The following is a 13235-nucleotide window of genomic DNA, read 5'->3' as shown; positions in this document are numbered from 1 at the left end:
TGCGCAGGTTGTCCGGAGCGCGCGTCGTCTCAGTGCGAGCGACGCAGAATGACCGGCTGCCCGGGACGCACCTGCGCGGCGAGTGACAACGAGGCAGCGTCGAGCACGCCGATGACGGGGTACCCGCCCGTCGTGGGGTGGTCGGCGAGGAAGACGACGGGCTCGCCTGACGGCGGCACCTGAACTGCTCCGGCGACGAGCCCTTCGCTAGCCAGTTCGCCCTCGCGCGCCCATGGGACGGTGGCGCCTTCCAGGCGCAGGCCTATCCGGTTGGAATGGGCCGATGCCGTGAAGACCTGAGCGGCCCACTCGCCCCACTCACGCACCCAGTCTGGGCGCGGTCCGGGGTCCAGCACGAGCGTCACCTGCTCGTGCGGGCCCGCGACATGCGGAGGCGTCTCGCCGGCGCCAAAGAGATCTGCGGGGGCTGGCGACGCCTCCCCTACTGGCACGCGGTCCCCCGCTTTGAGAGGCGCAGGCCCTAGTCCCGACAGCACATCGGTCGAGCGACTGCCGAGCACGGGAGGCACCGCAATGCCGCCGCGGACGGCAATGTAACTGCGAAGGCCCGCCTCTGCAGGCGTCACCTCGAGCGTCTGGCCTGATCGCAGGCGCAAGGGGCGGCCCAGAGGTGCCGGCACGTCGCCCACATACACTCCGGCGCGCGCTCCGGTGACTGCGACGACGGCAGGCTCGCGGGTCCGGAGTACGGTGCCGGTGAGCGTCGCTTCCAACACCGCTGATCCGCGTGGATTGCCGACGGCCGCGTTGGCGGCTCGCGCCGCTAGCGGATCACACCAGCCCGATGGGGACACGCCCACATGGGCGTAGCCGCGCCGCCCGTTGTCCTGCACGGTCAGGAGCGCGCCCGGGTCCACGACCTCGATCACTGGACAAACCTCACCCTCGCCCCGGGCTCCAGGAGTGCAGGCGGCCGGCGCGCGGGGTCCCACAGGACGGCCTCGCGCGCGACACCAATGATTTGCCAGCCACCCGGCGACGATCGCGGGTACACACCGGCATAGGGGCCCGCCAGCGCCAGCGCGCCCGCCGGGACGGAGGGCCGGGGCTGGGGTCGCCTGGCGACGGTCCGCGACTCCGGCAAGCCAGTGAGATAGGCGAATCCGGGTGCGAAGCCACTGAAGGCCGCAGTGAACTCCGTGGCGATGACCGTGTCGATGACGTGGGGGACGCTCACCGCCCACTGCGCGGCGACCGCGCTCAGGTCGGGACCGTCAAACGTGACGGGGATCTCCACGAGCGGCCCCGGCTCGGGATCCGTGTGAGCGAGGTCCCATGCGGGGGCGTCCTGCATCAACTGCGAGAGGTCAACGGCACTGAGGCCGCTGACCATGACGGTGCGTGCGGCCGGGACTACCTCCTCGCATGCCAGCTCACCTTCCTCCCTCGCGGCCCTGAGCCGCGCGGCAAGGTCCGCCACCTGGCGCGGGTCGTCTACCTCGATCACCACGGCGTGTGCCCCGAGCGGCAGCACCCGCGTGGTCATGACAGGAAGCTCCGCACGTCCACATCCGCCTCCTCGAGCGCAGCGCGCACCCGCACCGCGAGATCGACGGCGCCGGCAGTGTCGCCATGCACACATAGTGAACGCGCGCTCACCGTGAGGGGATCACCATCGAGGGTGGCGAGCGGTCGCCCGTGCGCGATCTGCACGGACCGCGACACCACGGCATCGGCCTCCTCCACCACGGCACCCTCACGCCCACGTGGCGCAAGTGTGCCGTCCGCGAGGTATGCGCGGTCCGCAAACGCCTCTGGCACGGGCTCGCAACCCGCGGCCTCCGCTGCCGCCAACAACCGCGAGCCAGGCAAGCCAAGAATGGGACGCGCTCCTGCGAGCACCACACCATCCACCACCGCCTGCGCCTGTTCCTGATCGTGAACGGTGCGGTTGTACAGCGCGCCGTGCGGCTTCACATAGGACACCACGGTGCCGGCCGCGCGCGCGAAGGCCTCGAGAGCTCCTACTTGGTAGGCGACCTCCCCTGCGAGTTGCCGAGCCGGAACGTCCATGGCCCGGCGCCCAAAGCCAGCGAGGTCCCGGTAAGCGACGTGCGCGCCAATCGCGACGTCGCGTTCGGCGGCAATCTCGCACACCCTGCGCATGGTCTCGGGGTCCCCCGCATGGAAGCCGCAGGCAACGTTCGCGCTGGTCACGACGTCGAGCAGGCCAGAGTCGTCAGTCAGGCTCCAGCGACCGAACCCCTCGCCGAGGTCCGCGTTCAGGTCAATGGCGACGGTGCTCATACGCCCAACTTAGTCCGCGAGCTTGAGGCCAATCTCCACAGGGCCCTCGAGTCCCTCGGGTCCCATGATGGGAGGGTCGGGGTAAGCCTCAAACCATGACTCCCACGCATCGCCTGCTGGGCTCGGCACCATGGCGTAGTCGAGGCCCTGGTGGTCACCCCAATCCATCAATTCCTTGGTGAGCCCACCAATCCACGAGTAGGCGCCATACTGCCGCGCGACCGCGTACAACCCTCCCGGCAAGGTGTGGGCACGCAGGCCCGGCGGGACGGCCGTCTCCACGGGGACCTCGAATGCCACGTCAACGACGAACGTCTCATGTCGCGACACCGTCGTGTAGCGAAGGAGGCCTGCACCCGTGACGTCAACGTGGGCATCCCGCAGGCGCGCCTCAACGTCGTCGAAGACTTCGCCGACTCGCTCCCCAATGGTGTCCAGGGTGACCTCGACGGACGCGCCGATCACCCGCAACGGCTCCCGCTGTTCGACATGAAACTCAGCCACAACCCCAACTTAGTGACGGGCGCTCAGCCTCGCCTGGGGAGACACCTGAGGCAGTGCAGGTGCGCGCAATCGCCGGGGTTAGCGGTACTCGGGGTTGGGATGGTCGAATGTCGCTCCGTCGTTCCATTCCTTGGTGGAGTTGCCGCCCTCAGGGAAACCCCCGCCGCTCTTGAGCCACGCGGCCGTGTGCATCAGGTTCCACGCCATAAAGGTCGTGTTGCGCCGGGTGAAGTCGCTCTCTTGGCCGCCCGAGCCCTCATCGAGGTAGGAAGGACCGGGCCCAATCGCGCCTAGCCACGCGGCGTCCGCCTGCGGCGGGATCACATAGCCCAGGTGCTGCAGTGAATACAACGTGTTCATCGCGATGTGCTTGGCGCCGTCCTCGTTACCCGTCACGATCACTCCGGCAGCCCGCCCGTAGTACAGGTACTGCCCGCGGTCGTTCTGCTCGCCGCTCAGGCCGTAGAGCCGCTCAATCACTCGTGAGGCAACGGAGGAGCGCTCGCCCAACCACACCGGCGTGCCGAGCACCAGGATGTCGGCGGCGAGGATGCGCTCGGCCAGCGCGGGCCAGTCGTCGCGCTCCTGGTTTCCGCCAGGGACGTCCTGGGTCATGTCGGGGTACACGCCCGGCGCGATCACGTGGTCCACCGCCCGAATGCGATCAACGGTGACGCCCTGAGATTCCATGATGGAGATGGAGTTATCCATCAGACCCTGGGTGTGGCTGGTCTCCGGGGAAGGCTTCAGCGTGCAGTTCACGTAGGCAGCCGTGAGGCCGGAAAAGTCGTGCTGTGGTGCGGTCATCGGTGATACCTCCTGTGGTCAGGAGGACACGCACCGGCGTGAATGTATTCCCGCAGCGGCTACGACCCCGGCCCGGGACAGCTCAGCGGCTAGTCGACGTCCACGACGCCTGGAGCGCGCATACGCGAGGCCTCCCAGGCGGCCTTCTCGCGCCCCAGAAGCATGTAGGTCACGCCCCACAGTCCGAGGTCGTCGGCGAAGCCGATGATCGGGAAGAGCAGTTCGGGAAACAGATCAATGGGGGAGATCGTGTAAATCACGGTCGCGATCGCCGTGAACCAGGTCATGGGGCTCACCTTGTGCTCGCCCCAACGGACCGCTTGGAAGAACTTCCACCAGGACATCTCGGCCACCTCCCCTAGGCCGCCCCCGGGGCGGCGCCTTCTCTCACGTGAAGTAACACTGGCATCGGCCGGTCTCATTCCGGCCGACGCCAGCGTAGGTTAGACGACCTCGCGCAGCAGTCCCGAGTGCACGTCGAACACGAACCCGCGCACCTGCTCGGTCTCGACAAGGAAGGGCGAGCGACGCAGGCGCTCCATTGACTGGCGCAGGTCGGCGTCGAGGTCGCGGAAGGACTCGGGCGACCACGCCGGCTTGAGGCCAGTCTCGTCAAGGAGTTGGTTGCGCAGCTCGTCATCCGTGAAGGTCAGAGCGCCGCAGTCGGTGTGGTGGATCAGGATGATCTCGCGCGTGCCGAGCTTGCGCTGCGAGATCACGAGCGAGCGGATCATGTCGTCCGTGATGACTCCGCCGGCGTTGCGCATGATGTGCGCGTCTCCGACCTCAAGTCCCAGGAGCGCAAACACGTCCAGGCGTGAGTCCATGCATGCCACGACGGCAAGCTTGCGGCGCGGAGGCAGGGGGCGGTCAGGCGTGTACTGCTCGGCGTACCCCTTGTTGTTCTCGATCAACTCGTCGGCGATAGACATGTTCCTCCCACAACGTTTCGACTATCAGGGCCTTTGCCCTGGCCCCCAATGCTAGAGCCACGGTACGGTTTTGATGTCCGAAGCCGTGCAGCTCCAGACGATGTGTGCCGTCCTGGTGCTGTGCGGCTTCGGCGTGGGTGGCACCCCGGCTTGCGCCACACAGCCCAAGGGCCGATGCCTGGGTAACCCTGGCATCGGCCCTCACTAGGGCGCTGCTGCAGCGCCGGACGCGGCTAGCGGCCGCGCCAGAACGCCCCACCCAACGCGAGGTCGCGCTCCACGCCCTCGATGGTGGTCGAGTCGTCAATGGACACCAGTTCCACCCCGGTCATGCGCGCGAAATCGCGCCAGGTCGTCAGGGAGGTTTGCGACGACATCACGGTGTGGTGTGCGCCGCCCGCAGCCATCCACGCCGTCGTCGCGGTACGGAAGTCCGGCTTGGAGCGCCACACGGCGTGGCCGACAGGCAACTTCGGCATGGGGGCTGGCAGGCCGACTCGTTCCACGTCCGCCGCAACCATGCGGAACCGGTCACGCATGTCGGACAGCGCGACAACGACGGCTGGTCCGGCATCGGCCGTGAAGACCAGGCGAGCCGGGTCATCCTTGCCGCCAATGCCGAGCGGGTGCACCTCAAGCCGGGGCCGCGAGGTCGTCAGCGAGGGGCTGACCTCCAGCATGTGCGCTCCGAGTGAGAGCTCCTCGCCTTCCACCAGGTGGTACGTGTAGTCCTCCATGAGGCTGGCACCACCATCGCGCCCGGCGCCCATCACAGCGGCAATGCGCACCAGCATCGCGGTCTTCCAGTCACCCTCAGCCCCAAAACCGTAGCCGTCGGCCATGAGGCGCTGCACCGCGAGTCCAGGAAGCTGCTTAAGTCCGCCGAGGTCCTCAAAGCTGTCGGTAAACGCATGGAAGCCGCCCTCGACCAAGAAGGCGCGCAATCCCGCCTCGATGGCAGCAGCGTCGCGCAGGCTCTGGTGCCGCTGCCCGTCGGGAAGCAGATCCGAGGAGACGTCGTAGAGGTCGATGTACTCCTCGATCAGGGCGTCCACCTGGGACTCGGTCACCTCGTCGACCTTCGCTACGAGCTCGTTGATGCCCCAGGTGTTGACTTGAGCGCCAAAGACCGCTTCCGCCTCCGTCTTGTCGCCCTCGGTCACCGCCACAAAGCGCATGTTGTCGCCAAAGCGAGCCACCTTCATGGTCTTGGCCGCCAAACGGCCGGCGGCAGCACGCGACCACTCACCAATGCGTTCCTGAACGGCGGCATGGGAAGCGTGGCCCACCACGGTGGTGCGGGGGACGTCGAGCCGGGTCTCGATGTACGCGTACTCGCGGTCGCCGTGGGCGGCCTGGTTGAGGTTCATGAAGTCGAAGTCGATTCTGTCCCACGGCAGTTCCACGTTGGCCTGCGTGTGCAGGTGCAGCAGCGGCTTGGTCAGCGCCTGCAGGCCCGCGATCCACATCTTGGCCGGGCTAAAGGTGTGCATCCAGGTGATGACGCCCACGACGTGGGGCGCGGCATTCGCCTCGAGCATCACCTGCTCAATGCTGGCGCGGTCCTTGAGCACCGGCTTCCACGTGACGGTCACTGGCACCGCGTCCGCACCGTCCAGGTGGGCGACCACCTGCTGGGACTGCTGCGCTACCTGAGCGAGCACCTCCTCGCCATAGAGGTCCTGACTTCCCGTGAGGAACCACACCTCATAGGTGGCGAGGTCGGGAACGATCGAGGTGGTCATGCGGTCTCTCCTTGGGCTGAGGCGTCGTTGCCGGGCTGGCCGTAGACATGTTGGTAGCGGTCAAACAGCGCGTCGATGGCGTCAGGAGCGATGGGCACCAGGTCGCCGCCTGCGCGGGCAATGTGGACGGTGCGCGCCACGTCCTCACACATGACCGCGGCCTTCACGGCGTCCTTCGCGTCGGAGCCGATGGTGAACACGCCGTGGTTGGCCATCAGCACGGCGCGCGACCGGTGCCCGTCCAGGGTCGCGACAATGCCGCGCCCAATCGAGTCGTCGCCAATGATCGCGAACGGCCCGACGGGGATGTCGCCGCCAAACTCGTCTGCCATGGCCGTGATCACGCACGGGATGGGCTCGTTGCGGGCGGCCCACGCCGTCGCATACGTCGAATGAGTGTGGACCACTCCCCCTACGTGGGCCATGTGCCGGTACACGTAGGCGTGGGCGGCGGTGTCGGAACTCGGCGAGCGCTCCGAGCCGCACGTGCCGGGAATCACGTTGCCTTCGAGGTCGCACACCACCATGGCGTCAGCGGTGAGGTCGTCGTAGCCCACTCCGGAGGGCTTGATGACAAACAGGTCGTGGCCGGGGACGCGTCCGGAGACGTTGCCGGCGGTCCACGCCACCAGGTTGTTGCGGGTCAGCTCTCCGTGGAGGTCGCTGACCTGCTGGCGCAGGTGCAGGACTGCTTCCTCAATGGCTTCGATGTCGTGGTCGGTCATCGGTGAGTCTCCTTGCGACGCGCCTGGGCGCTCCATCTCGTCGGCAGCCAGTGGGCGGGAACACGGGGCGACGTCGGTGTCTTTGCCCCGTCTTGTTCACGTTCACATGCTGCGTTAACGCTACCACGTGGTGCGCGTGGTGGGCCGTGCTGTGCGCGCGACTGAGCGCCGCGGGAGCACGCGCCGGGAGGGTCTCGCGAGGGGCTGGGCCTACCCCCGGGCGGGCGCTGTCGACTCCCGGACGAGCAACTCGGGTTGGATCAGCGGCGCCGCGTCATCGCTCCCCGCAAGGCGAGCGACGATGAGGCCCACAGCCGCGCGCCCCACCGCCGCAAAGTCCTGACTGACGGTGGTGAGCGGAGGCAGGCTGTGGCGCGCCTCCGCGGTGTCGTCGAATCCCACGACGGACACCTCTCGGGGCACGGACACACCCCGGTCATGTAGGGCATGGATGAGGCCAAAGGCCATCTGATCGTTGCCGCACAACACCGCGGTCGCCTCTGCCGCTACATCGCGGCCAGCGGCGTATCCGGAGTCCGCCGTCCAGTCGCCCTCGAGGATGGGCAACAGCTCCAGTCCTTCGCTCGCGATGAACGCCTCAAAGGTCGCGCGACGCGAGCGCGCCTCGCCAAAGGTCAGCGGACCAGAAATGTGCTGGATGCGCTCGTGCCCCAGGTCACGCAGGTGGCCGAGCGCCATCCGCACGCCGGCCTGCTGATCAACGGAAGCGGCCAGCGTCACATCCTGGTCGCCCGCCAAGAGGTGCACCACGGGCACATCGAGGTTGAGCTGGTCGATCGCCATCGTGATTTCAGACTGCTGAGCGGCGACCGCGAGCGCGTCCACGCCGCGGCCCAGCAAGAACTCGACGGTCTCCAGGACCTGTGCGCGGGCCGGTTCCGCGCTGGTCATGAGGGTGGACATGCCCGCCTCCCGGGCAGCCTTCTCGATCGCATGCAAGGTCGACAATGGCCCAATGTCCGCGGTGTCAGGGCCCACCATGCCGATGGTCTGCGTGCGGCCGGTGACGAGAGCGCGCGCCGCAAGGTTGCGCCGGTAGCCGAGCTCGGTAATGGCCGCGAGGACACGGTCGCGGGTCTCAGGGCGCAGGCTCGGGTGGTGGTTGAGCACACGAGAGACCGTCTGGTGCGACACCCCTGCGCGCGCAGCGACGTCGTGCATACTCGGCCCACGAACCTGCTTTGGCATGACCTGCCCCCTCTCGCGCCTCACACTGTAGCGGGCGCGGTGCGGGAGCACCGTGAACCCCACCAGCACGCACTCCAGACTGCTAGCCTGGGACCGGTCCCAGTCCGGAAAGCGGCGCCACTGATGGCTGCCCGCATCCCCACGAGAGAGGCTCCCCGTGAGTTCGCCAGCCCCTGTACCAACGCCGGCACCGTCGCCGTCGTCCCCCGTCGCCGACCCCTCCATCCGGGTCATCCGCGACCAGCTCGCAGACGGTCGCGAGCTGATCTATTTCGACGACGCCGCCACCACCCTCCCCGCGCAGCGAAAAGCGGACGAACGCATCCTCGACCCGCGCCCCGATACCGCGGAGCTGCGCCAGGACCCCCTGACCGGCGAGTGGATCACCATCGCGAAGTCGCGCCAGAACCGCGTGATGCTCCCGCCGGCCCACCTCGACCCGCTAGCACCGCAAACCCCCACCAACCCGTCGGAGGTCCCGGACACCTACGACGTGGCAGTGTTCGAGAACCGCTCGCCCTCCTTCGGGCCCGCCATTGGCGAGCCGGGAGACGGACCCGCGACGGGAATCGGCCTCGAACGCGCCCAGGTGTCAGTGGGCCGCTGCGAAGTGGTCTGCTTCTCGCCCCACCACGACGGCTCGTACGCGACACTGGGCGACGCACGCGCCCGGACGGTCATCGAAGCCTGGGCTCACCGCACCCACGAACTGAGTCAGATACCCGGCGTGCAACAGGTGTTTCCCTTCGAGAACCGCGGCGAGGCCATTGGCGTCACGCTGCACCACCCGCATGGGCAGATCTACTCGTACCCCTACGTGACGCCGCGCACGCAGCGCCTGCAAGCATCGGTCGCCGCGTACGGGCCATCGCTCATGGCAGACATTCTTGACCGCGAACGCTCTGGCCCCCGCGTCCTGATCGCCGGCGAGCACTGGACGGCATTTGTGCCCTACGCCGCACGCTGGCCCATCGAGGTACACCTGCTGCCCCACCGTGACATCCCGGATCTGGCGCATACGACATTGGCGGAGCGCGACGAGCTGGCGCAGATTCACCCGCGCTTGCTCCGCATGCTGGATTCGCTGTACAGCACACCCACCCCGTACATTTCTGCGTGGCACCAGGCGCCCGTGCAAGCCCGCGAGGGGATTCGCCTGATGCTACAGATCACCAGCCCGCGCCGCGGGGCTGACAAAATGAAGTTCTTGGCCGGATCCGAGGCCGCCATGGGAGCCTGGGTAGGCGACCTGGTACCGGAGAACTCGGCCGCCGCGCTGCGCGACGCGCTCACGCTCGCTGACGAGAATTGGAGCAACCGATGACCACCATCGCTGACGCATTTGCCGCCGCCTATGGCCGCGCCCCTGAGGGCGTGTGGTCCGCGCCAGGCCGGGTGAACCTCATCGGCGAACACACCGATTACAACAACGGCTTTGTGCTGCCGTTCGCGATCGACTACCGGACGCAGGCCGCGATCGCCCGGCGTGAGGACCGCGAAATTCACCTCCGGTCCACCTTTGCCGACGGCGAGGTTGTCGCCTCGCTGGACGCGCTGGACCCGGCGACGATGGACGGCTGGTCTGCGTATGTGCTCGGCGTGGCCTGGGCTGCGGCCGATGCCGGGGTCAGCATGGAAGGCGCGTTCGGCCTGGACATTCTGATTGACTCGCGGGTTCCCGTGGGCGCGGGCTTGAGTTCGTCAGCGGCGCTGGAGTGCGCCGCTGGTGTGGCCTTTAACGACCTGTGGGGCTGGGACCTGGACAAGCTCGCGATCGCCCGGCTGGGCCGAGTCGCGGAAAACACCGCCGTTGGCGCACCTACCGGACTGCTGGACCAGGCCGCCTCGATGCTGGGCAAGGAGGACCACGTCGTGTTCCTCGATTGCCTGACCGAGGAGGCCCGCCCGGTCCCGCTCCACCTGCGCGAAGAGGGCCTGGGCATCCTCGTCATGAACTCGAACGTGGAGCACGAGCACGCGACCGGCGGCTACGGCGACCGGTTCCGCTCCTGCGAACGTGGCGCCAAAGAACTGGGCGTGGAATCACTGCGAGAGGTCGACCGCGACGGCCTGGAGCGCGCGCTTGAGGTCCTCGACGCGGAGACCCTGCGGCGCGTGCGCCACGTCGTCACGGAGAACGAGCGGGTGCTGGCCACCGTCGACACGCTCGAGGAACACGGCCCCCGTGCGCTGGGCCCGCTGCTCGATGCCTCGCAGGAATCCATGCGCGACGACTTCGAAATCACGGTGCGGGAGATCGACCTGGCCTGCGAGGCGGCTGTCGCCGGGGGAGCCATTGGCGCCCGCATGACAGGGGGCGGCTTTGGAGGTTCGTCCATCGCGCTCGTGCCGCTGGATAAGGCCGACGCCATCGCCGATGCCGTGCGGGCCGCGCTGGCTCAGGCCGGGCTGCGCGAGCCCACGATCTTCCCCGTGGTGCCCTCGGAAGGCGCGCGACGCGACAGCTAACCCTCCTGGGGCGAGCAACTCGACCACCTGAACCCGGCATCGGCCCTCATCGATGCCCTTGACCGAAAAGAGGCAACGATGAGCTGGATGGTGACCGGCGGAGCCGGATACATTGGCGCGCACGTAGTGCGGGCCCTGCGCGACGGTGGAATCGACGCCGTGGTGCTCGACGACCTGTCGAGTGGCTTTGAGGACTTTGTGCCTCAGGGAGTGCCGTTCGTGAAGGCCTCGATCCTGGAAACCGAGAAGGTCCAGGCTGCACTGACCGAGCACGGTGTGCGCGGCGTCATTCACTGCGCGGGCTACAAGTACGCCGGCGAGTCCGTGAAGAACCCCCTGCACACCTACCGCCAGAACGTCGAGGGAACGGTGTGTCTCCTCGAGGCGATGGCAGGCGCAGGCGTCACGCAGCTGGTGTTCTCCTCCTCCGCCGGTGTCTATGGCACGCCAGATGCGGAGGTCGTCACGGAAGACACCGCGACCACGCCGGAATCCCCCTATGGGGAGTCCAAGCTCATCGGCGAGTGGCTGATCCGTGACCAGGTGACCGCCACGGCAGGCTCCGACGCTCCCCTGCGCGCCACCTCGCTGCGCTACTTCAACGTCGTGGGCTCCGGCACGGACGAGGTCTACGACGCCTCGCCCCACAACCTGTTCCCCAAGGTCATCCGCGCGATCAAGGCCGGCGACGCGCCGCTGATCTTCGGCGACGACTACGACACCCCCGACGGCACCTGCGTGCGCGACTACGTTCATGTCCAAGACCTCGCCCACTCGCACGTCGCCGCGGCCAGGATGCTCGATGCCGGCCGACCGCTCGAGCCCGTCTACAACCTCGGCTCCGGCGATGGCACCTCGGTGCGGGAGATCGTGGGCTCTCTGCTGGAGGCCGCTGGCTCCGACCTCGAACCGGTCGTCAAGGAGCGCCGCCCGGGCGACCCCGACCGGATTGTCGCGCGCGGCGAGAAGGCCGCCGATGACATCGAATGGAAGATGGCCCACACGATCGAGGAGATGGCATCGTCAGCGTGGAGGGCGGCGCCAGAGGCCTAGCCCCGCGCTCGCAGGGCTCGTGCTGCCCGTTTCCCCGCTTCTCGCTGCCCGTTTTTCTCTGCCCCATGCCCTGCGCGTGACTGCCGCGTGTGAAAGTGACTGAAATTCCGGCATCGGCCCGTGTCACCCAGCACAACGACACGAGACCACGCGGAAATCGCAGTCACTTTGAGACACGGACCAAGGGCGGCCTGCGGGCTCCGGGCGGCGTACAGGCTTCTTCCCCGCGCCCCAAGCCCACGCTCTACTGCCGCGTATGAAAGTGACTGAAATTCCGGCATCGGCCCGTGTCACCGAGCACAACGACACGAGACCACGCGGAAATCGCAGTCACTTTGAGACCCGTGCCACGGCCGGCGTACGGGCTTCTTCCCCGCGCCCCAAGGAGGGCGCAGGGTCCACTGGCGCAGGCCAACTCAGGCGATGACGGCGTCCGCCTGAATCTCCACCACGGCCCGCGGGTCGGCGAGCGCAGACACCTCGACAAGCGTCGACACCGGCCGGATACCGCCAAACGCGCGTCGATGCGCGCGCGAGATCGCGGGCGTCTCCTCGATGTCTACGACGTAGACGACGGTGCGCACCACGTGGTGCAGACTCGCACCCGCCTCCTCAAGGGCGCGCTCGATCCGAGCCAAAGCATCGGCCGTCTGCCCCTCCGGCCCCTCCTCTAGGGCGGCGGGACCGGCGATGGTGCCCGCCACCCACACCATCGACCCCACGCGCACCGCACGCGAGTATCCGTGAGAGTCCTCCCACTGGCCGCCTGAGTCGATGTTCTGTCGCATGCCCTCACGTTACCTAGGCTGGAGCCATGGAGCCGTTCAGCATGTCCCGTGCCACCGAAGTCAAGGTCTTCCACGTCGAGGACAACGGCAGCACCGTCGTCGTCACCACGACGGACACCGCCTACCCCGAGCGCCCCGCACAGGTCGCCTACGAGCAGTGCGAGAACGAGGAAGAGTCGACCGCGGTGCTCAACAAGTTCGTGTTTGACCTGCAGCGCCAGGGCTGGGAGCTCGACGAGGCCCCCGCGTAACGCGTCGCGGCCGTCTAGCCCCACCCGAGGGCATGCAGGCGCTCATCGTCGATGCCGAAGTGATGCGCGATCTCGTGCACCACGGTGATCGCGACCTCCTCGCGCACGTGGTCCGCGTCGTCACAATGGCGGAGCGTGGGACCGCGGAAGATGAAGATGCGGTCGGGTAGATCTGCCATGCCCCAGTCAGTGCCCCGGTCGGTGAGAGCGACGCCGTCGTAGAGACCCAGCAGGTCCTCGCCGTTCTCGGGCTCGTCTTCGATCAGCACCACGACGTTGTCCACCATCGCCAGCAGGTCCTCCGGGATCGCGTCGAGCGCGTCGTCAACGGCTGCCTCGAAGTCCTCATCGCTCATCTCAACCATGGGCGCCATTGTGTCCCACCGCAGCCGGAATCTGGGACCAATCGAGCCGCGCGGTTGGAGCACCCCCAAACACCCCGTAAGATAGTCGCGTCAACGGCTCTCGTGAGGGTCGCGGACGG

At 67.7% G+C, this 13235-nt stretch carries 16 protein-coding genes; 4 read left to right on the top strand and 12 right to left on the bottom strand.

The window, feature by feature from the left end; genetic code table 11:
* Positions 1 to 29 precede the first annotated feature (29 nt).
* The 10 genes from AOP75_RS06390 to AOP75_RS06345 form a co-directional block, all read right to left on the bottom strand.
* Positions 30 to 890: a 5-oxoprolinase subunit C family protein gene (locus tag AOP75_RS06390; protein ID WP_062077464.1), complete on the bottom strand. Its 861-nt coding sequence runs from the start codon at positions 888 to 890 to the stop codon at positions 30 to 32.
* A complete protein-coding gene (locus AOP75_RS06385; protein ID WP_062077462.1) occupies positions 887 to 1507 on the bottom strand; it encodes a 5-oxoprolinase subunit B family protein in 621 nt (206 codons plus the stop codon). The genes AOP75_RS06390 and AOP75_RS06385 overlap by 4 nt, the downstream gene beginning before the upstream one ends.
* Positions 1504 to 2268 (bottom strand): LamB/YcsF family protein, encoded by a 765-nt coding sequence (locus AOP75_RS06380; protein WP_062077460.1) that lies wholly within the window; start codon positions 2266 to 2268, stop codon positions 1504 to 1506. The genes AOP75_RS06385 and AOP75_RS06380 overlap by 4 nt, the downstream gene beginning before the upstream one ends.
* A gap of 9 nt (positions 2269 to 2277) precedes the next feature.
* Entirely contained in the window at positions 2278 to 2772 is a 495-nt protein-coding gene (locus tag AOP75_RS06375) for a GyrI-like domain-containing protein (protein WP_062077458.1), read from the bottom strand.
* A gap of 78 nt (positions 2773 to 2850) precedes the next feature.
* Positions 2851 to 3579 (bottom strand): flavodoxin family protein, encoded by a 729-nt coding sequence (locus AOP75_RS06370; RefSeq protein ID WP_062077456.1) that lies wholly within the window; start codon positions 3577 to 3579, stop codon positions 2851 to 2853.
* Positions 3580 to 3668: 89 nt separating this feature from the next.
* Entirely contained in the window at positions 3669 to 3923 is a 255-nt protein-coding gene (locus AOP75_RS06365) for a DUF1232 domain-containing protein (RefSeq protein WP_062077455.1), read from the bottom strand.
* A gap of 99 nt (positions 3924 to 4022) precedes the next feature.
* Positions 4023 to 4511, bottom strand: coding sequence for a beta-class carbonic anhydrase (locus tag AOP75_RS06360; protein ID WP_062077453.1), 489 nt, complete (start codon positions 4509 to 4511; stop codon positions 4023 to 4025).
* A 233-nt stretch (positions 4512 to 4744) separates the two neighbouring features.
* Positions 4745 to 6256 (bottom strand): L-arabinose isomerase, encoded by a 1512-nt coding sequence (gene araA / locus AOP75_RS06355; protein ID WP_062077451.1) that lies wholly within the window; start codon positions 6254 to 6256, stop codon positions 4745 to 4747.
* On the bottom strand, positions 6253 to 6981 hold the full coding sequence (locus tag AOP75_RS06350) for an L-ribulose-5-phosphate 4-epimerase (RefSeq protein WP_062077449.1): 729 nt from the start codon (positions 6979 to 6981) through the stop codon (positions 6253 to 6255). Before AOP75_RS06350 ends, araA begins: the two co-directional genes overlap by 4 nt.
* 210 nt (positions 6982 to 7191) lie before the next feature.
* On the bottom strand, positions 7192 to 8190 hold the full coding sequence (locus tag AOP75_RS06345; RefSeq protein WP_161794544.1) for a LacI family DNA-binding transcriptional regulator: 999 nt from the start codon (positions 8188 to 8190) through the stop codon (positions 7192 to 7194).
* A 223-nt stretch (positions 8191 to 8413) separates the two neighbouring features.
* On the opposite strand from AOP75_RS06345, the gene galT reads away from it, so the two are divergent.
* The 3 genes from galT (at position 8414) to galE (ending at position 11712) form a co-directional block, all read left to right on the top strand.
* A complete protein-coding gene (gene galT, locus AOP75_RS06340; protein WP_062078476.1) occupies positions 8414 to 9514 on the top strand; it encodes a galactose-1-phosphate uridylyltransferase in 1101 nt (366 codons plus the stop codon).
* Positions 9511 to 10659, top strand: coding sequence for a galactokinase (galK, locus tag AOP75_RS06335; protein ID WP_062077446.1), 1149 nt, complete (start codon positions 9511 to 9513; stop codon positions 10657 to 10659). Before galT ends, galK begins: the two co-directional genes overlap by 4 nt.
* 78 nt (positions 10660 to 10737) lie before the next feature.
* Entirely contained in the window at positions 10738 to 11712 is a 975-nt protein-coding gene (gene galE, locus AOP75_RS06330; RefSeq protein ID WP_062077444.1) for a UDP-glucose 4-epimerase GalE, read from the top strand.
* 416 nt (positions 11713 to 12128) lie between these two features.
* On the opposite strand, the gene AOP75_RS06325 is transcribed toward galE, so the two are convergent.
* Positions 12129 to 12500, bottom strand: a complete 372-nt coding sequence (locus AOP75_RS06325) for a Rid family hydrolase (RefSeq protein WP_062077442.1) — start codon at positions 12498 to 12500, stop codon at positions 12129 to 12131.
* Positions 12501 to 12526: 26 nt separating this feature from the next.
* On the opposite strand from AOP75_RS06325, the gene AOP75_RS06320 reads away from it, so the two are divergent.
* A complete protein-coding gene (locus AOP75_RS06320) occupies positions 12527 to 12751 on the top strand; it encodes a hypothetical protein (RefSeq protein ID WP_062077441.1) in 225 nt (74 codons plus the stop codon).
* Between the two features lie 14 nt (positions 12752 to 12765).
* On the opposite strand, the gene AOP75_RS06315 is transcribed toward AOP75_RS06320, so the two are convergent.
* Entirely contained in the window at positions 12766 to 13116 is a 351-nt protein-coding gene (locus AOP75_RS06315; protein WP_174435798.1) for a metallopeptidase family protein, read from the bottom strand.
* Between the last annotated feature and the right edge of the window lie 119 nt (positions 13117 to 13235).

The organism is Demequina globuliformis (genome assembly GCF_000975155.1).
Taxonomy (GTDB): domain Bacteria; phylum Actinomycetota; class Actinomycetes; order Actinomycetales; family Demequinaceae; genus Demequina; species Demequina globuliformis.
The sequence above is the reverse complement of the archived record's forward strand: the minus strand, read 5'-3'. Positions and strand labels throughout refer to the sequence as shown.